Annotated in this window: 21 protein-coding genes; 6 read left to right on the forward strand and 15 right to left on the reverse strand. The window is 58.3% G+C overall.

All coding sequences use genetic code 11. The features are described 5' to 3' along the window. Positions 1–2 precede the first annotated feature (2 nt). From Enr8_RS22200 to Enr8_RS22210, 3 genes are all read right to left on the reverse strand, one after another. Complete coding sequence (locus Enr8_RS22200; protein ID WP_146435943.1) at positions 3–308, reverse strand: co-chaperone GroES; 306 nt, start codon at positions 306–308, stop codon at positions 3–5. A gap of 73 nt (positions 309–381) precedes the next feature. Further along, entirely contained in the window at positions 382–2,076 is a 1,695-nt protein-coding gene (gene groL, locus Enr8_RS22205; RefSeq protein WP_146435945.1) for a chaperonin GroEL, read from the reverse strand. 466 nt (positions 2,077–2,542) lie between these two features. Then, positions 2,543–2,746: a hypothetical protein gene (locus tag Enr8_RS22210; RefSeq protein WP_146435947.1), complete on the reverse strand. Its 204-nt coding sequence runs from the start codon at positions 2,744–2,746 to the stop codon at positions 2,543–2,545. Between the two features lie 354 nt (positions 2,747–3,100). On the opposite strand from Enr8_RS22210, the gene Enr8_RS22215 reads away from it, so the two are divergent. Next, positions 3,101–4,555 (forward strand): DUF1570 domain-containing protein, encoded by a 1,455-nt coding sequence (locus Enr8_RS22215; RefSeq protein ID WP_146435949.1) that lies wholly within the window; start codon positions 3,101–3,103, stop codon positions 4,553–4,555. 43 nt (positions 4,556–4,598) lie between these two features. On the opposite strand, the gene Enr8_RS22220 is transcribed toward Enr8_RS22215, so the two are convergent. The 11 genes from Enr8_RS22220 to Enr8_RS22270 form a co-directional block, all read right to left on the reverse strand. Beyond that, positions 4,599–4,961 carry a type II toxin-antitoxin system RelE/ParE family toxin gene (locus Enr8_RS22220; protein ID WP_146435951.1) on the reverse strand — a complete coding sequence of 121 codons (363 nt, stop codon included), beginning with the start codon at positions 4,959–4,961 and terminating at the stop codon, positions 4,599–4,601. Then, entirely contained in the window at positions 4,958–5,212 is a 255-nt protein-coding gene (locus Enr8_RS22225; protein ID WP_146435953.1) for a ribbon-helix-helix domain-containing protein, read from the reverse strand. Before Enr8_RS22225 ends, Enr8_RS22220 begins: the two co-directional genes overlap by 4 nt. Positions 5,213–5,346: 134 nt before the next feature. After that, positions 5,347–5,595 (reverse strand): hypothetical protein, encoded by a 249-nt coding sequence (locus Enr8_RS22230; protein WP_146435955.1) that lies wholly within the window; start codon positions 5,593–5,595, stop codon positions 5,347–5,349. Between the two features lie 73 nt (positions 5,596–5,668). Then, on the reverse strand, positions 5,669–6,796 hold the full coding sequence (locus tag Enr8_RS22235) for an ISAs1 family transposase (protein ID WP_146435957.1): 1,128 nt from the start codon (positions 6,794–6,796) through the stop codon (positions 5,669–5,671). A 93-nt stretch (positions 6,797–6,889) separates the two neighbouring features. Beyond that, positions 6,890–7,615, reverse strand: coding sequence for a hypothetical protein (locus tag Enr8_RS22240; RefSeq protein ID WP_186767809.1), 726 nt, complete (start codon positions 7,613–7,615; stop codon positions 6,890–6,892). A 162-nt stretch (positions 7,616–7,777) separates the two neighbouring features. Continuing rightward, positions 7,778–8,302, reverse strand: coding sequence for a CBS domain-containing protein (locus Enr8_RS22245; RefSeq protein WP_146435959.1), 525 nt, complete (start codon positions 8,300–8,302; stop codon positions 7,778–7,780). 2 nt (positions 8,303–8,304) lie between these two features. Further along, a complete protein-coding gene (locus tag Enr8_RS22250; protein ID WP_146435961.1) occupies positions 8,305–9,324 on the reverse strand; it encodes a 2-oxoacid:ferredoxin oxidoreductase subunit beta in 1,020 nt (339 codons plus the stop codon). A 72-nt stretch (positions 9,325–9,396) separates the two neighbouring features. After that, positions 9,397–11,262: a 2-oxoacid:acceptor oxidoreductase subunit alpha gene (locus tag Enr8_RS22255; RefSeq protein ID WP_146435963.1), complete on the reverse strand. Its 1,866-nt coding sequence runs from the start codon at positions 11,260–11,262 to the stop codon at positions 9,397–9,399. Between the two features lie 129 nt (positions 11,263–11,391). Beyond that, complete coding sequence (locus Enr8_RS25600; protein WP_186767810.1) at positions 11,392–11,856, reverse strand: CBS domain-containing protein; 465 nt, start codon at positions 11,854–11,856, stop codon at positions 11,392–11,394. Between the two features lie 507 nt (positions 11,857–12,363). Further along, positions 12,364–13,239: a hypothetical protein gene (locus Enr8_RS22265; protein WP_146435967.1), complete on the reverse strand. Its 876-nt coding sequence runs from the start codon at positions 13,237–13,239 to the stop codon at positions 12,364–12,366. A 24-nt stretch (positions 13,240–13,263) separates the two neighbouring features. Next, positions 13,264–14,106, reverse strand: coding sequence for an alpha/beta hydrolase (locus Enr8_RS22270; protein ID WP_186767811.1), 843 nt, complete (start codon positions 14,104–14,106; stop codon positions 13,264–13,266). Between the two features lie 183 nt (positions 14,107–14,289). On the opposite strand from Enr8_RS22270, the gene ribA reads away from it, so the two are divergent. The 3 genes from ribA (at position 14,290) to Enr8_RS22285 (ending at position 17,536) form a co-directional block, all read left to right on the forward strand. Further along, the gene (gene ribA / locus Enr8_RS22275; RefSeq protein ID WP_146435971.1) at positions 14,290–15,498 is read left to right on the forward strand and encodes a GTP cyclohydrolase II; all 1,209 of its coding nucleotides are present in this window, start codon (positions 14,290–14,292) and stop codon (positions 15,496–15,498) included. A 156-nt stretch (positions 15,499–15,654) separates the two neighbouring features. Next, a complete protein-coding gene (locus Enr8_RS22280; protein ID WP_146435973.1) occupies positions 15,655–16,740 on the forward strand; it encodes a tetratricopeptide repeat protein in 1,086 nt (361 codons plus the stop codon). A 328-nt stretch (positions 16,741–17,068) separates the two neighbouring features. Next, on the forward strand, positions 17,069–17,536 hold the full coding sequence (locus tag Enr8_RS22285; RefSeq protein ID WP_146435975.1) for a hypothetical protein: 468 nt from the start codon (positions 17,069–17,071) through the stop codon (positions 17,534–17,536). A 98-nt stretch (positions 17,537–17,634) separates the two neighbouring features. Here the strand turns inward: Enr8_RS22285 and Enr8_RS22290 are convergent, their stop codons facing one another. Then, positions 17,635–18,936 carry a leucine-rich repeat domain-containing protein gene (locus tag Enr8_RS22290; RefSeq protein ID WP_146435977.1) on the reverse strand — a complete coding sequence of 434 codons (1,302 nt, stop codon included), beginning with the start codon at positions 18,934–18,936 and terminating at the stop codon, positions 17,635–17,637. A gap of 279 nt (positions 18,937–19,215) precedes the next feature. Here Enr8_RS22290 and Enr8_RS22295 point away from each other — a divergent pair, with 279 nt between their 5' ends. Then, positions 19,216–20,535 carry a PQQ-binding-like beta-propeller repeat protein gene (locus tag Enr8_RS22295; protein ID WP_146435979.1) on the forward strand — a complete coding sequence of 440 codons (1,320 nt, stop codon included), beginning with the start codon at positions 19,216–19,218 and terminating at the stop codon, positions 20,533–20,535. Positions 20,536–20,709: 174 nt separating this feature from the next. After that, positions 20,710–24,075: an isoleucine--tRNA ligase gene (gene ileS, locus Enr8_RS22300; protein ID WP_146435981.1), complete on the forward strand. Its 3,366-nt coding sequence runs from the start codon at positions 20,710–20,712 to the stop codon at positions 24,073–24,075.

Raw genomic sequence — 24,075 nt, forward strand, 5'->3', positions numbered from 1 at the left:
GACTAGTCGTTGACCACCTTGGCGAGAATTTCGCTCTCGCGGAGGATCTTGTATTCCTCACCGTCAATTTCGATGTCGCTGCCGCCGTACTTGCCGTAGATCACTTCGTCGCCGATCGTGATCGACAGTTCGGCGCGGGCGCCGCTATCGAGCAACTTGCCCGGACCAACCGCCAACACGGTGCCGCGTTGCGGCTTTTCCTGAGCCGAACCGGGCAGCACGATGCCGCCAGCGGTCGTTTCTTCGGCGTCCAGCGGCTGCACGACGACGCGGTCATCCAACGTGCGAATCTTCAGTTTCTTGGCCATCTGCGTCTATCCTTCGTCTGTATTGTTTTTTTGATTTTGTGGAGAGGTGATTGTCGCTGCCGAAGCGGCTGGATTACATCATGCCCGGCATTCCCATGCCACCCATGCCACCCATGCCACCCATGCCACCCATGCCACCCATGCCACCGTGGTCGTGGTGATCATGGTCGCCGCCCGCTTCTTCTTCCGAAGGAATTTCGGTGATCAGCGAGTCGGTCGTCAGCAACAGCGAAGCGACGCTGGCCGCGTTGAACAGGGCGGTGCGAACCACCTTGGCCGGGTCAATCACACCCGCGTCGATCAGATCTTCGTAGTTGCCGTTGTCGGCGTTGTAACCTTCGTTCGTCTTCTTCTGCTGACGAACGCGGTTGACCACGACCGAACCTTCGACGCCGGCATTTTCGGCAATCGTACGGAGCGGGTATTCCAGAACCTTCGCAATGATGTCGGCGCCCAGCTTGGCGTCCCCTTCCAGACCCAACTTCTTCAGGGCCTTTTCGGCACGCAGTAGCGCAACGCCGCCACCCGGAACGATCCCTTCTTGCAGGGCGGCCTGCGTGGCGCTCTTGGCGTCTTCCAGCAGGTCCTTCCGTTCCTTCATTTCGGTTTCGGTGATCGCGCCACAGTTGATCTGCGCGACGCCGCCGGCCAGCTTGGCCAGACGTTCTTGCAGCTTTTCGCGATCGTATTCGCTATCGGTCGCTTCGATTTCGCGACGGATCTGATCAACGCGACCTTCGATGTCGGCCTTCTTGCCGGCGCCGCCGACGAAGACGGTGTTGCCCGACGAGATCTTGACCTTCTTGATGCGGCCCAGGTCCGACAGCTTGACGCTTTCCAGGTCGATGCCCAGGTCCTTGAAGACCGGCGTGGCGGCGGTCAGAACCGCGATGTCGCCCAGCATCGCCTTGCGACGATCGCCGTAGCCCGGCGCCTTGACGGCACAGACGTTCAAGATGCCGCGGAGCTTGTTGACGACCAGCGTCGCCAGAGCTTCGCCTTCGATGTCCTCGGCGATGATCAGCAGCGGCTTGTTCGACTTGCTGACCGCTTCCAGGATCGGAACCAGCTTCTTGGCCGACGAGATCTTTTCCTCAAAGACCAGCACGTAGGCGTCGTCCAGTTCGACCGTCTGGGCGTCTTCGTCGGTGACGAAGTGGGGCGACAGATAGCCGCGATCGAACTGCATCCCTTCGACCACTTCGACGGTCGTTTCGCTGCCACGACCTTCTTCGACCGTGATGACGCCGTCTTTGCCGACCTTCAGGAACGCTTCGGCCAAGACCTTGCCGATCGCCGGATCGTTGTTGCCCGCGATCGTGGCGACTTGTTCGATCTCTTTCTTGCTCTTCTCGTTGATTTTCACGGCCATCTTCTGGACCGCTTCGCTAACGGCGTCCACCGCTTTGGCGATGCCGCGAGCCAGGGCCATCGCATCGGCGCCGGCGGCCAACATCTTCAGACCTTCGCGATAGATCGCTTCGGCCAGGACGGTGGCGGTAGTGGTGCCGTCGCCCGCGACGTCATTCGTCTTGCTGGCCGCTTCTTTGACCAGCTGGCAGGCGAGGTTTTCGTAGGGATCATCCAGATCGATATCCTCGGCGACGGTGACGCCGTCCTTGGTTACCTTCGGCGAACCCCAACCTTTATCCAAAACCGCATTGCGACCACGCGGTCCAAGCGTGCTTTTCACGGCACGAGCCAGCTTCGTAACGCCGTCTAGGAGCGGCTGGCGGGCATCGTCGCCAAAAACCATCTGTTTCGCCACGTTTGGAATCCTCCTCTTGTGGAATCAACGACTCTCGCTGTCGCCTGGGCCGAATTGCCACAGTTACCGAACAGCGGATGGGGATGAATTGTCTTGTTGTGGACGCTCCGCGAAGTTTGCCATCGTCAAGAATGGCAGACCGACAAAAGCGACGCCCACCTAAACGCAACCGCTGTGCCAAAATGTCAAAGAAGCGCCTAAGTGGCGGTTTTCACGAGAGTTAGAAACTTGCCCCACCCAGGCGGTCAATTCGCCAAGCGGGGGCATTTCTGATTTGTGCCAAATTGGCAGCGGCCGCATAGGGACACGAAAAAAGGCCAGGCCTTCCCTTCCCTGCTGGAAGAATAGACCTGGCCCGACTTGCTGAAACCGCCGCGCCGGCGGCGGTAGCCTGGTGGTGCGGCCGCTGGCAAAGGGCCGCACGCTGTTCTGCTGTTAGCTGCCTGTTGAGAAAATCAACGGACTGCTAGGCGTTCATCCGCTTCGGAATCGTGAACGAGTAGATGATCACGATCGCTCCGGACGACATCATGCTCCATGGCGCCCAAGGAGGCGGAGAAACGCTGCGCGGCCCACCTTCGCCCATCATGCTGGCCGTATCCACGATCAGACATTCGGCGCCGACGATGATCAGGGTGATACCAACTGCCAAGAAAAATGACCGCCACATGGCTTCGATTCCTTCAATCCGACCGCCAGAAAGAAAATCCGGTTTCCTCCTTCGGTTATCGGAAGGAAAGTGGCGAGAACATGCCCTTCTGCTAGCGAAGCGGCATACCCGGCGCCGCTGCGAGGATCGGCATAGACCGCAGAACGCGACTACAGGCACGTCCGGGCAGAAAACCGCACAACATCCGGCTTTTCTCTGACATCCGGCCGTGGCGTTTGTCTCGGTTATACCGCTACTTTTCACTGGCAATTCGACCAAACCGCAAGAACTGTTTTGCCCTCGAAGCCGATTCGGGTGATAATCCGGGTGCCCTTACGCCCCCTCGATCGTACTTCTCTTTGCTAACCGATTGCCATGATCGCTCGCGTTTTGCTTGGACTTTTGCTGGGACTCGCCTGTTTCTCGCAAACCCATGCCGACCTGGTGCTGTACAACGTGCCGGGGACGAAGCTGGTTTTCATTCTGCAGGGGCGAGCGACCGTCAATCCTGGGGCGAACGTCACGTTCCGCCATCCGACGTTTGGCAATCTCTATATGAATGCCGCGAACGTCAAGATTTACAAAGTTCCGTCGGTCCAATCGCAAGCGGTCAATAAGTTGAGCACCGCCAAGGCGGCCGGCGACTTGAATGGCTGTCTCGACGCGGCACGTTACGCCCTGAAGATCGGCAAGCTGAATATCTTCTACGACGCGTGTAAGGCGGCCTGGGAAATCGATCCCAATGACGACCGAGTGAAAAAGCTGGTCGAAACCAAGCAGGCGATCGACAAGCCGGTGCCGATCGATCCAGCGCAAGAAAAGATCATGCGGGACTTCACCAAGAACCGCCAAGATATGAAATTTGTCCGCAGCAAGCACTTCCTGCTCTTGCACGATACGTCGAGCCGAAAGAGCAAACGGGACAACAAGACCCGGGCCGAAGAGCGTCTGGAACTGCTGGAAACGGTCTACGAAAGTTTCCTGATGAAGTTCTGCCTGGAAGGGGTCGAACTGGAGGTGCCCGACAAGTTACTGATGGTGGTGCTGTTTGCCGAACACCGCGAGTACCTGCAGTTCGTCACGCTGCTGGGCCCCGAGCTGGCGTCGGCGGCCGGGTTCTATCATCGACTCGACAACGTGGCGGTCTTCTACGATCAAGGGACCGACGAATCGTTCGAGGCGCTCAACTTCATCAGCAAGAAGATCCAAAGCGAGCGGGACGAAATCGTCCGCCGTAAAATCAGCGGCATGGCCGATGTGATCCGCTTCGCCGATACGCTTAATCTATTGATCGACGTGAAGCGAGAGAACCTCGACATCGAAGTGGTCAGTCACGAAGCGACTCACCAATTGGCGGCCAATACCGGGCTGATGCCAGAGAACCGCCCGATCCCGACGTGGGCGGCGGAAGGGATGGCGACCTACTTTGAGTCGCCCAAACAAGCGGCCTGGAGCGGCATTGGCGCCGTCAATTCGGAACGGCTCGGCTGGTACCGCGAACTGGCGCCAATCCGCAGCGTCTCGAACATCGACTTTATCGTCAGCGATCAGATCTTCACCCGGGCGGCCAACAACTTCACCACGCTGCACGCCTATGGGCAATCGTGGGCCTTCACCCACTTTCTGATGGAAAAGCACTTCGACAAGTTGATCGCCTACTATCGCGAACTTGGCAAACTACCCGAGGCGACTCACACCACGCCCGACGAGTTGCAGAAGGCGTTTGACAAAGTCTTTGGCCAGAACAAACAGGCGCTCGACGCCGAGTGGCGGGCGTACATGCGATCGTTGCGTACTGATTTGGAGGAGACGTTGGCGAAAGCGCGGTAAGCTACCCGAGAATCCGAGCAACAACTAGCCGTTTCGCGATTCACTATAGCTTGCCTCGAAGAATTTCAACTTCGTCCGCCAAGCTTGGAGCCAATTCATTCAAGCGGCTTGGTATATCACGGTTGCCATGAATTACCGTGAGAACGTAGATCGCTAACTCCGAACGATCACAAACCACCAGATGCCTATTCACGCGATAGAATTGGAGTGTCGCAGAAAACTGGGCTTCGTGCCGAAGTAGATCAGGCTGCTCTTTAATCCGGGCCAGGGCAGACTCTAAGTCGTCTAGATATTTTTCGGATTGGCGTTTTCCGAAATTAGCGGCTGTGTAGGTTCGAATTTCCGCCAAATCAGCCAGAGCGCGATCAGTGAGGAGTAGCTGAACGTTGCCCGCGTTCCTTTTCACTGCCGTACCTTCTTGTTGGCAAGCAACTTTCGCAGGTCGCCCTCAAACGGCGTCGTCCTTCCAGCAATCGCGTCCTGATATCCTTCCAGGATCTTGTCGCGCACTGCCTCGGCCTCTTGCGACACTTTCTGCCGTCGAATGAGATCACGAACAAATTCGCTCGGCGTCGCGAAAAGAGTTCCGTCGCCGCAATTTTGGTCGACAAATGCACGCAACTCGTCGGTAAGCGACAAATTCAATGAACTAGGCATGATCGCTCTCCTTCCCACCTTCCAAGCTAAACGATCGCCCGATATTCGTCAATATTCGTCAAATATCAACCTAAAGAGCGTGAATTCGGACCAGCGACTAAGGTCTAGTCTAACTCGTCGACAGTCGCTGCTCGTTACTCCACCAGCCAAACCCGAGCCACTTTCGTCACCTGAAACCCGCTCGTATCGCCATCCGTTTCTAGCACCAACTTGATCGTTCCGCCGTCTGCTTTTTCGCAAGAGATCACCCTGGCGGCAATTGGCTCAGCAGAGGGCTGTAGACTGGCGTCGGTTGGCGCCACTTTGACGGTCACCGGCGGCGCGTTTGGTTTCTTCCTATCGGTCATTTGCTTCGCCGTCAGTTCACTTCCTTCGCGGAACATCGTTAGCTCCAGATTGCCGCCGTCGACCAGATCAATATAGCCAGGCGCCCCTTCACGGCGATCGCACCATAAATCACGTCGCCAGCAACACTTCCAGCAGATAGGCGTCGTTCCGCCCCGCTTTTAGCCGCTTGTTCTTCACGCCCACCTTGGCCGTTTTGTTGTTCTTCAAGAGGCTCAAACTCGTTCTTCGCAGCAGGCTGAAGTTGATGTCGGCGTTTCCTTTTCGGATGCGGCTTTGGTCCTCGCCGAACGTTACGTCGAGTTGCCAATGCAAACTGTTCTCGATGCTCCAGTGACCGCGGACCGCTTCGGCGAAGCGTTTGCCCGTGAGGTATTTGCTAACGATATAGTAGCGGACGTCGCTTGTCTCTTTGCCGTTTTGCTTGACGATGTTGATCGTCATGCCGATCGCTTTCAACTTCTTCCACTTGCTCGCGTACGGAAAATCATCTGCGTCGATCGGGCAGAGATAATAGTAGCGCGACTCTTCGCGGCCATGCCCTTTCTCGTGCGTTTCGTGACGATGGACTTTCAGCTTCTTGAAGTCGACTTCCATCGCGGCGACGAAGTGATCGCGAATTGCCTGATGCAAGTAACGCTGATTTCCTTTGATCGCCAGGCAATAATCGCCGCCTGCGTCGACGATCTTTGCAGCGATCTCCTTTTGACAGCCCATCGCGTCGATCGTCACCAAACAGCCGGAAACCTCGATGATTTCGAGCAATTTCGGAATCGCCGTGATCTCATTACTCTTCGCGTCGGTCGCTACCTGACCCAGGCTCACATGATTAGCGGTCGCCCAGGCGCTGACCATGTGAATCGCCGCCTTGCTGCTGGCGGCGTCGAAACTGCGCCGCAACGTCTTGCCGTCGATCGCGATGATTTGTCCGTCGGTAATGTCCTGCAGCGCCGTGATCCAACTCAGCAAACACTTCTCCAACTCGGCCGGCTTGAGCGCGCCCAGAATCGCGTTGAATCGATCGTGCGAAGGGACGCCGCTGCTCATGTCGAGAAACTTCGAAAGCCACTCCTTCTTATCCTCCGCCCAATCGGCGATGGCGACAAAATCGTCCGCCCCGCCGAGCACCGCGCAGAGCGACATCGTGACGATGTTGACCAGCGGATAAGTCACCTTCCGCGTGCGCGGATCGGTCAGGTCGGCAAAGTGCTGTTGAATCGAAGCGGCCGAAGAAGACATGCGGAAGACCTCCCTGCAAAGCGAACGCCTGGCGGCGAAACGGACGTCGCGAAATCGCCAAGACGTATTTGCCGGATTATCGCAGATTGCCCATCATGGCGCAATCGCCGTGGGCGCCCCTTCCTTGGTGCTGCGGGCCGAGTGGACGGCGAGTTGTTTATCGCGAAACGCTTCCAGGCTTTCGTCATCCAGATACACATGCCAGGCGACGCGGGTCTTTCCCTCCCCTACTCCATGCGTTTTCGTGCGCAGTTTGTCGCCGAGCTTGATGTCGGCGAAGGTCGCCGGCTTGCCGTTTTTCCAGAACTTGGTTTCGTTCTCGGTATCGAGGAATAGTCCTTCCTGGCGGATGAAGCTTTTGTTTCCCTTCGCCCAGGTGAAGCCGATCCGTTTCTTCTCTGGATCGATGCTCTCAACAAAGAAGTACTCTTTGTGCCCACGGAGCATGTTCATTTCGTCTTGGATATACGTGAGCCAATACCATTGGCCCTGTTGGTTCGGATGCAGCCGAAAGATGGCCCGCTCGCCGATTTTGAAATCGGCCAGTTCGCCATTGGTCGCATGGTGCAGCATCTCGGCATACGGCATCACGGCGAAGGAATAGATCTTGCCGTCCCCTTCCGAGCGAAATGTGCCGGTTCGCGTCTTCAGGTCGACGCTGACCAGTTCGCCCCACATCCGCCGCATCGTCTCAAACGGCACGATCACTTTGCCAGGCGTGATGACTCGCTCCGCCTTCTTCTCCTCGGCTTGCAAAGTGAGGGGCGAAAACGACAGTCCAAGGACGGACAGTAACAGCAAGAGGCGCAGTGCAGACATGGCGAAGTCCCCAAGGAAAGAGGCGGCGGGCATGGGTGTGGAGAGAGTCTGGCAGGCGTCGTGCGGCAAACGCACGGCGTTCTCAGGGGGCTGTTATATACCGACCGCCAGCGCAGGGCGCGAAAACAGAGGCGCCCGCGATCAAAATGCCCAGAGCGAGTCTTATTCGGCCAGTTCCGCTTCGGCGATTCGCTGGGTCAGGTAACGCAGCAAATCTCGAATCGAGATCACCGCGGTAACCCGGCCGTCGACGTCGATGACCGGCAAGTGCCGATAATGACCGACATCCATCTGATGCACAGCAAAGGTGATCGGCGTGCTCTGATCGACCGTTTGCGGATCAGGCGTCATGAACTTCGAGATTGGCTCGGCCAGATGATCCCGATAGTCGGGGCCCACGCGGATGAGCGCGTCTCGTTCGCTGAAGATGCCAATCGGGCGATGGTGGTCATCGGTGATAACCACCGCCCCAATCGCATTGGTCGACAAGACCGTCAGCACGTCCCCCAGCGGCGCATCGGGGGAAGAGGTTAGCGGCATCTTCATCGGCAACTTTTTGATCGTGTCGCGCGAGAGCGCCGCCTCGACGCTGTTTTTCGGACTAGGCTCCAGGGCAAGCGGCTGTCCGCACGCTTCGCACTGGTCGGCACCTTGATAATTTTCTGCGCCGCAGGCGAGACAATACATCGTTATTCCACCGTCCAGGTGTCTCCGGAGTTGAACAATTTGTCGAGGTCCCCTTCCCCTTTCTCGGCTCGGGCTTGGGCGACTTGCTCGTTCAGCAAGTCGTCGTAGCGCGGAGCGTCGACGCACCGCAGCACGCCGATCGGTTCGGGGAATTCAGGATAGCGCATTCGGCTTAGCAAATAAGCGAGGGTCGGCTGGGTAGCCTGTTCGTCGTGGAACAGCAGATCGTCCTCGGTGATCCCTTTACCAAGTTCGACCACCTCGGGATGCATGCCGTTCAGGCGAATTCCCTTGTCTCTATTCTTGCCGAAAATGAGCGGCTTTCCATGCTCAATTTCAATAACATTATCGGCTTTCACCGCTTTGTCGGTTGCGTACTTATAGGCGCCGTCGTTGAAAACGTTGCAGTTCTGATAAACCTCGACGAACGAAACGCCAGGATGCTCAGCGGCTCGCTTCAGAGTGTCGGCCAGATGCTTGATGTGAACGTCAATCGAGCGGGCGACAAAGGTCGCTTCGCAACCAATAGCCAGCGAAAGCGGGCTCATAGGGTTGTCGATCGAGCCCATCGGCGTGCTCTTGGTCACCTTGCCCAGTTCCGACGTTGGTGAATACTGCCCCTTGGTAAGGCCGTAAATCCGATTGTTGAACAGGACGATGTTCAGGTTCACGTTACGACGCACCGCGTGCATAAAGTGATTGCCGCCGATGCTTAGCGCGTCGCCGTCGCCGGTGATGACGAAGACGTTCAGGTCGGGCCGGCAGCTCTTGATGCCGGTCGCAAACGCGGGGGCGCGACCATGGATGCTGTGCATGCCGTAAGTGTTCATGTAGTACGGAAAGCGGCTGCTGCAGCCGATGCCGGAGACGAACACGGTCTTCTCGCGCGGCCACCCCAAGGTCGCCATCACTTTCTTCATTTGCGCGAGAATCGAATAGTCGCCGCATCCGGGGCACCACCGCACGTCCTGATCGCTGCCGTAGTCGCCAGGCTTGAGGACGGGAAGTTCGACGGAAGCCATGATTCAATTCCTTCTGGATATCTCTGTGTCTTTGTATGGTTGGCGGAAAGCGCGTGCGAAAACGGGCCGAGCTTACGGCAGCAGCGTCTTCGCTTTCTCGATGATCTCGGTAACGTGGAACGGCTTCCCTTGAACCTTGTTCAGCGAGACCGCGTCGACCATGTACTGATTGCGAATCAGCAGCGACAACTGGCCCATGTTCAGTTCTGGGATCAACACCTTTTTGAAGCTCCCCAAGATCTCGCCCAGGTTCGCCGGGAACGGATTCAGCCAACGCAGATGGGCGTGGCTCACCTTGTGACCTTCGGCTTGCAGCTTGGTCACCGCCGTGCGGCACGATCCGTAAGGACCGCCCCAGCTAAGCACCAGCAGATCGCCTGACGGTTCGCCCATCACCTCTTGATCGCCAATCAGCTTGGCGACGTTTCGCACCTTTTGAGCGCGGGTGTCGGTCATGTGCTGATGGTTCTTCGGATCGTAGCTGACGTTGCCGGTACCATCCTGTTTTTCCAGGCCGCCAACGCGATGCATCAGACCTGGGGTTCCGGGGATCGCCCACGGCCGGGCGAGCATCTCATCACGTTCGTACGCCATGAACGGCTTCCCTTCGACCGGGCCTTCCGGATGCTTGATCGAAATCGGCTCGAGGTCGTCGAAATTGACGATCCGCCACGGTTCCGAGCCGTTCGCTAGGTAACCGTCGCTGAGGATCATGACCGGCGTCATAAAGCGAGCCGCAACGCGCCACGCTTCGATCGCGACTTCAAAGCAATCGGCCGGGCTGCGAGCGGCGATCACCGGCATCGGGCATTCGCCGTTGCGGCCAAACATCACCTGCAACAGGTCCGACTGCTCGGTCTTGGTCGGCAGACCAGTGCTCGGTCCACCGCGCTGCACGTCGACAACCAGCAGCGGCAATTCCAACATCACCGCCAGGCCCATCGCTTCGCCCTTGAGGGCGATGCCGGGACCGCTGGAGGTAGTCAGCGCCATGTGGCCCGAGTAAGCGGCGCCAATCGCCGAGCAAACGGCGGCGATCTCGTCTTCGGCCTGAAACGTGCGAACGCCGAAGTTCTTGTAACGGCTCAATTCGTGCAGAATATCGCTGGCCGGCGTGATCGGGTACGAGCCGAGGAACAAGTCCTTCTTGCTCAACTTGGCGGCCGTCATCAGGCCCCAAGCCAGCGCCTGGTTGCCGGTCATGTTGCGGTACTTGCCAGCCGGCAACTTCGCTTTGTCGACCTTGTACGAGCTGACGAAGGCGTCGGTCGTTTCGCCATAGTTGCGACCGGCGGTCAGTGCGCGGCGGTTCGCTTCGGCGATGGCCGGCAGCTTCTTGAACTTCGCTTCGATAAAGCGGAGGGTCGGGTCCAGCGAGCGACCGTACATCCAGAAGGCTAGGCCCATCGCAAAGAAGTTGCGGCAACGGTCGGCTTCTTTCTGGCTGAGATCGAGCCCGTCGACGGCGCGGCGGGTCAGGTCGGTCATCGGCACCTTGAACATCTGGTACGAAGCGAGCGAATCGTCTTCCAGCGGGTTCTCGGCATAGCCGGCTTGATCGAGCGACTTCTTGTCAAAGGCGTCGGCGTTGGCGATCAAAACGCCGCCGGCCTTCAGATCGGCGACGTTCGTCTTGAGGGCGGCCGGATTCATCGCCACCAAGGCGTCGACAGTTTCGCCCGGGGTGAAAATGTCGGTCGACGCAAAATGGACCTGAAAGCCGGAGACGCCGGCCAGGGTACCGCGCGGTGCGCGAATTTCGGCGGGGAAGTCGGGGAAGGTCGCGACGTCGTTGCCGGCCAGGGCCGACGTGTTGGTAAGCTGCGTTCCGGCAAGCTGCATGCCGTCGCCAGAGTCGCCGCAAAAGCGGACGGTCGCTTCTTCAATCTGCAGAACAGTTTTGGACTGCTCCGTTTCACTCTCAAATTCCGTGGACATGGTTCGCCTTGCCGCTTGGCTAGTAAATTTCCTCTTCACAAAATTATTCCGTTCCGCATCGCTGAAAGCAAAAATGCGAAACCCTCAATTGCAAAGTCGCAGCGAGACCGGAGATCCCAATTCTCTTCGCTACGCTCCTTCGCGCTCGGCCGAACTTCGCTGCGTGGGAGGCAAGTTGTAAATCGCCTCCGGGAAGTTTTCGACCATAAAGTGCAGCACGCCGGCTGCCGATATCATGCCGACGGCGTGACCGTTGGCGTCGACCAGGGGCAATCTGCGATGCCCGCCAGCCGCCATCTTCTTAATCGCCGCGGCGACGTGATCGTCGCGTCGCACCAACACGACGCTTCGTTTCATCCTCCGCGAAATTGGATCGCTCAACTCATCTCGATCAGCCATCAACTGTAGCGCGTCCCGCTCGGTGAAGATGCCGGTCAGGCGTCCGCCGGTGGTGACCAACACCGCTCCTACCTTGCGGTCGCTCATTTTGCACAGGACGGCGGCGACAGTTTCCGCCTCATCTACCGTTAGTGGAGCATCGGGATGCAAGCGCGTCACCGGCTCTGTCGTCAGCTGTAGCTGGAACTTAGTCATGGATTTCCGCCCTGCCAACGTCAATTGATCGGCATTTCGTCGTCCAAAGCAGGCAAAACAGCCACCTGCAAGCATTGCGAACCGGGAGTTCAAGCGGAGATTAACGGCTCCGTTTTTCGCTCCTGATTCGCTAGTCTTGGCCCCCAAATCGCTATCTGCCTGTTGAAAAATGCCATCGTGGCATTTTTCAACCTCGCCAGGCTCAGAGCATAGCTCTTCGCGGCTCGCAAAATAACGACTTACGTCGTTATTTTGGGATCGCATCCGTGCGATCACGCAGTCCGTCGAGAAAATCAACGGACTGCTATCGAGCGCGTGCGCTGGGCAGGTTGCTGCATGTCGGCGGGCGTCGAGCGTTCTCTCTTCTCGGGGAAGGCAAGGCGCCGAATGATCGCCGACTTGGGCCGTGTGGCCGTCAGGTCGCCGTCGTTTCGCTCTTCAATCTACCAAGGCCGCAACAACCACTTAAACGCAAGATCAGCCCAACTAATCCAGGATTAACAGAATTTAATCTGCCAGTCTATGGCCATTTGGTTTGTCTTCGTCGTCTGGATGCGAATAAAACTTCGAAAGGTCGAAGCCCCCTTTCTGATCTTCCTCGATCAGCTTCAATCGCGATTCAAGCGTGTTGACCCGCTGCGCTAGATTGTGGATCAGATCTTCCGCTTCTACATGCTTTTTGGGCTTAGGTACAGACGGGTATTTAAGCTGCCGCTGCAAAGCGGAAAAGAGCAATAAGGGATCCTTATTGCGGTTTGCTAGCGCGATCCGTCCTTCACGCGTTCCAAAGATGGGCGGCTCGTCGGGCATCGTGCCGTTTCGCCGCCGCGATTGTTGCTCGATATAGTACTCGCTCCGCACATAAATCAGATCGGCCAGATCGATCATTCCGATCCGCCGGCGCAGCGATTCCAGGAAATGCCGCCAATTTTCGTCGTACATCGGATCGCCAGCCATCGCGGCGAGACCGCCGTCGTATTTCAGCCGGTGTCGGCAGAGAACCTCAAACTGATAGACGAACATGGCGGCGGGAGTCGTCTTCTCGGCGGCGCGAAACTCGGCCTCGAGCTTCAAGACTTCTAATGCCACGCGAAAGTCGAATCGCCCCCGATCATCTTCGGCCGCCGCGATCAGAAAGGTCTGATACGGGGCGAAATAGTGCGACAACCGCCGCATCGCCGAGTTGAACAGGCCCAAATGTCGCAACTCCGCCAGGAGAAAATCGATCGCCATTGGCAACTTGGTGGTCGCCAAGATCTCTTCCCGCACCGACTGCAAAATGTCTTGCAGCGGGGCGTTGTCCTCGATCTTTTCACGTAGCGATTGAAAGAAAAACGATTGTTCGATGTACTCTTCGCTCGGCAGCAGCGGAGTTTGCGTCATGGATCGATCGGATCTGCCCAGGCGTTACGGGTCGGTGGCCGCAGGCGTCTGCAGCACTTCATTCAAAAATTTTACCGCTTCCTGCCGAGCTTGGGGACTCATGAATGAGCCGATATGCCCGGCGTTTTCAATTTCGCAGATCCGCGCGACGCAGCCCGCCATATCGAGTTCGGCGCACATCGACTTGACCGCGGTCAGCGGCGCCAGTTCGTCGGCGGTTCCATGAAAGAAGAACATCGGGGGAGTCTTCTCTGAGACAAACTTCGCCGGCGAGGCCTGCCGGTAGATCTCGGGCTTCTCGGCCCGGGTTCCCCCCAGAAAATAGGCGAGTCGAGCGCTTTTCGCTGGTTCCAGCGTCAGATCACAAGGAGTTCCTCCGGCGACGACCGCGCACAGGCCCTGGCTTGGATCGCTGGCCGTCATCGCCGTCAGGCAGATCAAGTGGGCGCCTGCCGAAAAGCCATATCCGGCGATCCGGTTGGGGTCGATGTGATAGTCGGCGGCGTGCTGTCGCAACCAGTCGAGGGCGGTCTTACAGTCGTCGAGCTGAGCCGGAAACTTGTGCATCGGAGCCATGCGATAGCCGATCGACGCCACGGCATAGCCGCTGCGGGCCAGTTGCAGCGCATGGATCGCCATTCGGCTCCGGTCCCCCGCGAGCCAAGCTCCCCCATGGACCATCAAGACCCCGGGAAACGGCCCCTCTCCTTCCGGCAAATAAAAGTCGACCTTCAGGTCCTCCCCCCCAGGGGAAGCGTAAACGACATCGGTAACGATCTTTACCGGCGCTTGGGCCTGAACGAATTTGCCGAAAAATAGAGACGCAAGCGTCAAAAACGCCACGATCTGCCAGCGGTTCCTATTCACAACGACTCCCTGTTCGAGCGATTCGCCTATAATGCAGCAGGTCAAGCTCGCCTGACGTCATTATTAACCGCAGGCAAGCGACGACGTAACGATTTTTCGTCGCCGGCATCGCATATTTTCGGGCGAAAGCGATCCAGCGATCCTTAGACTCTTTTGACGATCTCAACGTTTCAGGTAAACAGCGTGACCCATCGTTTTTCATCGGTTCAGGCGGCCGTCGACGCTATTAGCCGTGGCGAAATTGTCATCGTCGTGGATGCGGAAGACCGCGAGAATGAGGGGGATTTTGTCGCCGCGGCGGAGAAAATCACCCCCGAGGCGGTCAATTTCATGATCACGCATGGGCGTGGAATGCTGTGCGCCTCGATCCTGCCGGACGCCGGCGAGCGGCTCGATCTGCACCCGATCGTCGAGAACAACAACGCGCCGCTGCAAACGTCATTCATCACCCCGGTCGATCATCGCACCAGCAAGACCGGCATCACCGCCAAAGAGCGCTCCGACACCATTCTGGCGCTCGCCGATGCCAACAGCGCGGTCGACGATTTTGTTCGTCCAGGCCACGTTTATCCACTGCTGGCCAAAGAAGGTGGCGTGCTGCGTCGAGCGGGACACACCGAGGCAGCCGTCGACTTGGCTCGCATGGCGGGACTTCGCCCGGCCGGCGTGCTGTGCGAAATCCTCGACGAAGCGGGAGACCGGGCCGACCGCGATCAACTGATCGAACTGGCGAAGAAATTCAAGCTCGAGATCATCTCGATCGAGCAGCTGATCGCTCACCGTCGCGTCAACGAGAAACTGGTCGCCCGAGCCGCCGAGGCCGAACTGCCGACCAAATATGGCCCGTTTCAGATCGTGGTCTACACGGTCTCGTACGAAACGCAAGAGCCAGTGGCGCTGATCTTTGGCGAGCCCGATAAACAGGAAAAGCCCCCGCTGGTCCGACTTCACTCCAGCTGCTTCACCGGCGACTTGATCAGTTCGCTCCGCTGTGACTGCGGCGACCAACTGCATATGGCGCTAAAACGGATCAGCGAAGAAGGCCATGGCGTTCTTGTGTACCTGCCCCAGGAAGGGCGCGGCATTGGGCTGACCCAGAAGATTCGCGCCTACTCGCTGCAAGATAGCGGTCTCGACACGGTCGAAGCGAATCACGCCCTCGGCTTTAAAGCCGACATGCGCGATTACGGCATCGGCATTCAAATCTTGAAAGACCTCGGTCTTCGCAAAATCCGGTTGCTGACCAACAACCCGAAGAAGACCGATGCGTTCATCTACGGCGGATTCGACCTGGAAGTGGTCGATCAGGTTCCGATGGCCTCTCCGGTCAACGAGTTCAACGAGAAGTACCTGGCCACCAAACGCGACAAAATGGGACACACGCTGCCATAGTCGCATGCGGCGCCCGTTTGCGCCGATCATGCCGATCGCAACGGTCAGGCAAAGCGAAACGTTGCAAAAAGGAAGCGCCTGCGGCGACGTGTGGCGTTTTTGCATCGCATAGTTTAGGACGGACCTTTCCCTCCTTTCCGCGATGGCTTCCCTCCAATGCGTGCACTCTCCCTCCTGACGCTGGCCGCTTGCTGTTCGATCGCCCATGCCGCCACCACGGCGGTTCCGCCGGCGCTCGACATGGGCCGAGCCTTGATTGCCTCGGCCGCTCAGGCCGAAGAGGATATCCACGGTCCATCGGAACAGCAACACGCCGAAACCATGGCCCGCTTCCTGGCTCTGCGCCAACAGATCGCCGACCAGCGGCCGCATGACTGGACCGAGATGCTGCTGGAGGATCGCTCGGTTTGGCTGTTTCACGCCATGCATCGAGAGATCCTGACCGGCCGCTTTGACGCCAAAGCCTCCGCCATTTCCGGAGCGCTAAACGGCGGCGACTACAACTGCGTCAGCGGCACGATTCTGTATGTAGCGCTAGCCGATTCGTTGGCGCTACCGGTTGTTCCGCTGCAAATCGAAGGGCACGTCTGGTGCCGCGTCGCCGGCGAAAAGCGGCTCGACGTCGAGTCGACCTGCCCCCAATGGTTCGAATTATCCGAAGAAATGCGGCTTGGCGCCCCCGGCATCGTGGCCGGATCGGCGGCCGCTCCCCTGTCGCGGAAAGCGCTGGTGGCCAAGCTTTACTACAACCGCGCGGTCGATCAGTTGGAGCAGCGCAACTTCGCTGCGGCGATCGACCTGCTGCAGCAAACGCTCAATCTCGATCCGACCGACGCCGCCGCCGAGCAAAACTTGCTGGCCGCCAAGAACAACTGGGCGGTCGAACTCGCCCAGCAGTCCAAGTTCGACGCGGCCGAACGCCTGCTGAAGGAAGTTGCCGACGTCGCCCCCGGCTATGGTCCGCTGCTGGCCAATCGCCGGCATATCCGCATCTTGAAAGTCCGTGAGACTTTGGCCGCCGGAGAGTTCGCCGATGCGCTGGAAACGGCGGTACTGGACGATCCGCAGCACCAACTGCAATTGCGGTTTGAAATCTACCAGGCCTGGCTGAAGTCGCTCGTGCAAGCAGGCAAGCAAACGGCAGCGGAGCAGGTCTTCGCCCAGGCCGAAGTTGAGTTCCAGACCGACTGGCGATCGTCGGTCCGATTACAACGATTGTTGCGATCTCCCGCAGCTACGTAAAAGTATCGGCATTTGTGATTTGCTTACCGGCAGATTTCGACCTACTTATTGATCTGGAGCCGCATCCGATCGTTCATGAGCGAGCGGCCTCGATTTCCCCCGGCGTCGGTTTCTCTTCATGAGAAATCGTTCGTCGCTCGTCCCCTGCACTCGACGTTTCGTCACCCTTTTCTTTCCGCTTAAGACGACTGTCAATACGCATGCTTGTATCTCACGTATGATCTTCTAGCGATTACGATTTGCCAATATTAACAATTGAGAATCGCGCACATCGAGATGGGCGGAATGTGTCGCGGTTCGCAGGACATCGTGGAAAGCCAACGTAACCATGGAGCTATCGACGACTGACTTCACTTCTAGCGATTTCATGGCGACGCCGCTCCGGGTCAATCTGAGCGAGCACGAACATGAGGTCCGCGTGCAGATCCGTTCCATCATTGGAGCCACGAGCAAGAATGCCCGGCTGGCGTACGCGGACCGGCGTCGCGATCAGCGATATCCCTTTCCACATTTGCTGTACGTCACGCCGGTCGATCGCTCGGGCAAGCCGCTCGTCGAAGAGACCGTGGTGGTGGTTGGCAAAACGCTGACCGAGCGCGGCATGGACTTTTACCACCAACAGCCGATTACGCATCGCCGCGTCATCGTCACGATCGAGACTCAGGCAGGCTACGTCGCCAGTTTGCTGATGGATCTCACCTGGTGCCGCTACACGAAACAAGGTTGGTACGACAACGGAGGACGATTCCTCAACACGGTCCTCTCCCCTTTTCCCGAGGGATACTCCCAGATTTAACCGGCGATGTATGTCGCAACCTACGAAAAAGAAGAGCGAGCGTCCCGCTGGGATCGCTCGCTCTTTCTTGTTGGTCAAAGCGGATGTGACGCAGGCGATTAGCCTTCCTTCACTTCCAGCCCGGGGATCGCTTTCTTCAACTCTTCGACTCCCTTGTGGTCGATCTGCGCGAAGGCTATCGAGAGCTTCTTCAGGTTCTTCAGGTTTTTCAGGTACTGAACCGACTCGTTGGTGATATCACCGTTGCTGTTGATCGACAGCTCTTCGAGATTCTCCAGACCGGCCAGGTGCGCCATCGCATCGTCGCCCAAGCCTTGATCGTCCAGGTTCAGCTTCTTCAAGGTCTTCATGTCCTTGATCTGCTCCAGACCATCCGCGGTCACGCGGGTGAACCATAGATTCAACGATTCCAGGGCCGGCAACTTGGCGATATGCTCCATCCCGTCGTCGCCGAACGAGGTTTCGCTCAGGTCTAGCGACTTCAGCTTTTTCAACCCGGTCAGGTTGGCGATGCCCGGGCCTTCGATCGCCGTCTCTCGCAGCATCAAATGCTCCAGATCGGCCATGTCCTTCAGGTGAACCAAGCCTTCGTCGGTGATCAGCGCCCGGTAGAGTTCCAGCTTCTTCAGCTTGGCCAGCGGGGCGAGATGCTTGGCGCCTTCGTCGGTCATCGCGGTGCCGTTGGTCTCAAGCGTTTCAAGTTCGGTCATGTGCGAAATCGCCTCGAACCCGGCGTCGGTAATGTCCGTACCGCGCAGATTGAGGAACTTCATTTTGCTCAAGCCGGCCAGCTCTTTCAGGCCGGCGTCGCTGATTCGGGCGCCTTCCAACCGCAGGACCTGCAGGTTCTTCATCTTGGCGACCGTCGGCATCCCTACGTCATTGACCGCATCGTAACGCAGGTCGAGATACCGCAGCTTCGGCAGCGCCAACATCGATTCCAACGATTTGTTGGTGATGTTGGTGCGACGCAGTTGCAACACCGACAGCTCCGGCAGGGTCGCCAGCTTTGCGACCGCTTCGTCGGTGATCACCGTGTTGGCGGCGCTAAAGTCGCGCAGATCTTTCATCTGCGTGACGTTCTCAATGATCGTCTTGTCGTGAACGTCGGCGCCGTACAGCTTGAGCACCTTTACGTGCTTTAGCTTGCCGAGCGGGGCTAGTTGCTCGTCGCTAAACGACAAGGCCGACATGTCGGCGACCGTCACCACGCCCCGGTCATCCTTGGTCAGGCGTCCCCCCAGTTCTTCGAGCGCCGCGACCGCTTCGGCGTCATCCGGCTCCACTTTCTCTGGCTCGACTTGGGCGGCGCCCCCCCCAGCATCGGGCGTCGACTTGGACGGACAACCAGTCGAAAAAACCAACAATCCAACGGCAAGCCAAACAGGCAAGAATCGCATTAGGCGGGCATCCTCTGTATCGAAGTAGGGGGAACGTAGCGCGAGGCAAAACGTCCTATTTTACGGAAAAACGCCTGCTCTCGCAACGAGCGTACCGGCGGCCGCCAATAGGCGAGAATCAATCTCGGACGATGAAGAAAACGCAAAAAGTCTCAATTACCGTTTCAATTGGTAAGTTTGCTGTGACTTCTTCACCGCCAGCGACATCCAACGACAAGGTATACTCAGGCTGCGCTGCCATCTCCCCCGCGTTTCTTACTAGGAATCAGGAAATCGCCCATGATTCGGTCCGCTTCGTTGTTGCTATTGGCACTGATCACCGTCCCCGTTTCCGCCGCTGATTGGCCCCAATGGCTTGGTCCGCAGCGAGACAGCATCTGGCGCGAGAGCGGCGTCGTCGACAAATTCCCGCCATCGGGCGCTAAGATCAAATGGCGCGTGCCGGTCAGCTATGGCTACTCGGGCCCGGCGGTGTCGGATGGCCACGTTTTCGTCACCGACTATGTCAAGCAATCAGGCGATATCACCAACAATCCTGGGGGCCCCGATGTGCTGACCGGGGTAGAGCGGGTCCACTGCTTGGACGTCGCCACCGGCAAAGAAATTTGGAAATACGAGTATCCCCGCAATTACCGCATCAGCTATGGCGCTGGTCCGCGGGCAACTCCGACCGTCGATGGCGACAAAGTCTACACGCTGGGCGCCGAGGGAGACCTGATCTGCTTTAACGCCGCCAATGGCGAGGTCGTCTGGAAAAAGCTGCTGACGAAAGAATTTAAGTGCGACGCCCCATTCTGGGGTTATTCCTCCTCTCCGCTGATCGATGGCGATACCCTGTATTGCTTGGTCGGGGGCGAAGGCTCGATCGCAGTGGCGTTCGATAAGAACACCGGCAAAGAGTTGTGGCGAGCCCTCTCGTCCACTTCGCAAGGCTATTGCCCGCCGACGATGATCGAGTTCGGCGGCCAAAAACAATTGCTGATCTGGCATCCGCTGGCCCTTTGCAGTTTGAACCCCAAGACGGGCGACGTTTACTGGTCGGTACAGTTGGAACCCTCCTATGCCATGTCGATTTCGCCCCCCCGCCAACAAGGCGACCTGATCTTCGCCGGCGGCTATACCGACGCTAGCGTTCTGCTGAAGTTGACCGATGGTCCTGGCGCCGAGGTCCTGTGGCGCGGTAGCGGCAAAACGTCGATCGCCACCGCCAATGCTCCGCCGATCATGAGCGGCAAGACGATTTATGGCGTCGACGGCGTCAGCGGTCAGCTGATGGCCGCCAAGGTTGAAGATGGCGAGCGTCTGTGGGAAACGCAGAAACCGACCTCGCCCGAGCGTCGCCCCAAGCATGCGACCGCCTTTTTGGTGAAACTGGGTGAGTCGGGCGATCGCTATATCCTGGCGAGCGAAACAGGCGATTTGATCTTTGCCGACCTCACGCCGGAAGGGTACGACGAGATCAACCGCGCCCACATCCTGGAGCCGACCAACGACGCGTTTGGTCGTCCGGTCGTCTGGTCGCATCCGGCGTATGCCAACAAATCGGCCTATCTCCGGAATGATAAAGAGCTTGTCTGCGTCGACCTGGCGGCCGAATAGCCATCGTAGCCGCGCGAACCGCTCCCCAGATTGATCCCTCTAATGCCCCTGGCGGAAACTCGTTTCCGGCGGGGGCATTCCATTTTTGGCCCGTCTAGGAGAAAATCGCCTGTTTGCCTGGGAGCTTTGCTCCCAAGTTGTTCGATCGCTTGACTTTAAACCGAATACTGCGACATGTTTCCTGAAAACCAACAAAACGTGCAATTCCCGCAACTGGAAGCCGAAGTTCTGGATTTCTGGAAGTCGCAGAAGATTTACGAAAAATCGCTCGCTGCGCGGCGTGAAGGGCCCAAGTTCGTTTTCTACGAAGGCCCTCCCACGGCCAACGGCATGCCGCACCCGGGCCACTGCCTGACCCGCGCGATCAAAGACGTCTTCCCGCGATACCGCACCATGCGGGGCTACTACTGCGAACGAAAAGCTGGCTGGGACACCCACGGCTTGCCGGTCGAAGTCGAAGTCTGCAAAGAGATGGGGATCCACTCGAAGGAAGAGATTGAAAACTTCGGAGTCGAGCCCTTCATCCACAAGTGCCAGGCCAGCGTCTGGCGCTACATGCAAGAGTGGGAACGCCTGACCGAGCGGCTCGGCTTCTGGCTGAAGCTGGACGAAGCGTACGTCACCTATCACCAGAGCTACGTCGAAAGCGTCTGGTGGGCGCTGAAGAACTTCTACGATCGCGGGCTCCTCTACCAAGGGCACAAGATCGTCTGGTGGTGGGCGCAAGGTGGTACGGCCCTTTCCAGTGGTGAAGTCGGACAAGGCTATCGCGAAGTCGCCGACCCCAGCGTTTACGTTCGCTTTCCGCTGGTCGACGATCCCAAGACCGCGCTGTTGGTTTGGACGACGACCCCCTGGACGTTGCCCAGCAACCAGTTCGCCGCGGTTCACCCAGAGCTGGACTACTCCACCGTCGAAGACGAAGAGTCGGGCGAGCACCTGATCTTGGCGACCGCGTTGGTCGAGCCGCTGGCTGCCAAGACCAAGAAGACCTGGAAGACCGTCGCCACCTGCAAAGGCGCCGATCTGCTTGGCAAGCGTTACCTGCCGCCGTTCGACTACTACTACAAGACGCTGGGCGACGCCCAAGGGACGCTGGCCGACGGCAAGACGAAGCAGCACTTGGCTTGGCGCGTCGTCGCCGCCGACTTCGTCACCACCGACAGTGGTACCGGCGTCGTGCATCAAGCGCCCGCCTTTGGTGAAGTCGACTACGAAGTCTTGCGTGACGAAGCGGAGCGTTTTGTCGCCGGCGAAGGGCCCGAGTTGATCTGCGCGGTCGGTCCTAACGGCAAGTTCACCGACGAGGCGCCCGACTACAAGGGACGCTGGGTCAAAGAAGCGGACAAAGACATCGCCCACGAATTGAAGGCGAAAGGCCGCTTGTTCCTGCTCGATCAGTATCTGCACGACTACCCGTTCTGCTGGCGGGCCGAAGAAGATCCGCTGATCCAATATCCGCGCAAGAGCTGGTTCGTTCGCACCACGCAGTTCAAAGACGAAATGCTGGCGAACAACAAGCAGATCAACTGGATGCCCGAGCACATCCGCGACGGGCGATTCGGCAACTTCTTGGAATCGAACGTCGACTGGGCCTTGTCGCGCGAACGCTACTGGGGCACGCCGCTGCCGATCTGGGTTTGCGAAGAAACAGGCGAAATGGAAGCGATCGGCAACTATGCCGAACTGGAAGCGAAGCCGGGCGCGACCGGCTTTGAAGTCTGGGAAGCGGCCAAGAAAAAAAATCCCGATCTGGTCGAAGCCCTGAAGATCCACAAACCGTACATCGACGAAATCACCTACGATTCCCCCTTCGCGAAAGGCGCCAAAATGCGCCGCGTCAGCGAAGTTATCGACTGCTGGTTCGACTCTGGCGCGATGCCGTTTGCGCAGTGGGGCTATCCGTACAAGAACGAAGATCGCTTTGCGGAGCAGTTCCCGGCTGACTTCATCAGCGAGGCGATCGACCAGACCCGCGGTTGGTTCTACAGCCAAACGGCGATCAGCACGCTGCTGTTCGGACAAGGTGGCGACGGGCAAACGGTCCAGCACGACTATCCTCATCCGTTTAAGAACTGCATCGTCCTCGGACTGATGCTGGGCGAAGACGGCAAGAAGATGTCGAAGAGCAAGAAGAACTATCGCGAGCCGAACGAGATCTTCGACAAGTACGGCGCCGACGCGTTGCGCTGGTACCTGTTCGCCAATCAGCCTCCCTGGACGTCGATCCGCTACAACGAGCAGTCAATCAAAGACAGCATCCCCGAGTTCCTATTGCGGCTCTGGAACGTCTACAGCTTCTTCACGATCTACGCCAACATCGACGGCTTTGAGCCGGAGACGGCGGTCAGCGGCGAAGCGGGGCAATTGTCGGCGGCCGATTTGGCCAGCGGTAAAGGCTATCGTCCCTATGCCGAGCGAAGCGAACTGGACCGCTGGGTCTTGAGCGAACTGAACAAGGCGGTCGCCACCGTAACCGACCGCATGGACGCCTACGACAACTATGCCGCTTGCGGAGCGCTCATCGAATTTGTCGACGCGCTGAGCAACTGGTACGTTCGTCGCAGCCGCGATCGCTTCTGGAGCGGCGATAAACAATCGCCTGAGAAGCTGGACGCGTACTGGACGCTGTACGAATGTTTGATCACCACCTGCAAGCTGATTGCTCCGTTCACGCCGTTTTTGGCGGAAGGACTGTGGCGCAGCCTGGCCGGCGTCTTCGGCAAGCGGGCGATCGAAAGCGTCCACCTGTGCGACTTCCCGGCGGTGGACGACAAGGCGATCGACGAGCAATTGTCGACCCGCATGAACCTGATCCGCGAAATCTCGTCGCTTGGTCGCAAGGCCCGCATGGACGAGAAGCTGAAGGTTCGACAGCCGCTGTCGCTGGTCGAAGTGGTGCTGGCCGACGCGACGCATCAGCCGTGGCTCGAGTCCCACGGCGGTTTGATCTGCGAAGAGTTGAATGTCAAGGAAGTCCGCTTCACGCAGGAAGGGCAAGAGTACATCGACTACCAGGTTCAGCCGAATTTCAAGCGGCTCGGCCCGAAGATCGGCAAGCTGCTTCCCCAAGTCAAGGCGGCCCTGGGCAAAGCTGATGGCGGCGAACTGTTGTCGCAGCTCGATAGCAGCGGCAAGATCACGCTGGAAGTTGGCGATCAGTCGATTGAACTCGACGGTGAGGACATCCAGGTTCGCCTGCAAGCGAAGCCAGGCTGGGCCGCCGCGCAAGGGAAGATGTGCGTTGTCGTGCTCAACAAAGAGCTGACGCCGGAATTGCTTCGCGAAGGTTACTGCAAAGACCTGGTTCGCTTGATCCAGGATCAGCGGAAAGAGCTCGACCTGGCCTACACCGATCGCATTGAGATCGGCGTCGTGACCGAAGCGGAAGAGCTGCAGGAAGCGCTGACCGAGAACGGCGATTACATCACCGGCGAAACGCTCGGTAACAGCCTCAACGCGAAGGCGTTGGCCGAAGTTGATCCGATCGAATGCGAAATCGGCGACTTCCCCGCCAAGCTGTACGTCAAGAAAGCGTAG

It is taken from the genome of Blastopirellula retiformator, from assembly GCF_007859755.1.
Taxonomy (GTDB): Bacteria; Planctomycetota; Planctomycetia; order Pirellulales; family Pirellulaceae; genus Blastopirellula; species Blastopirellula retiformator.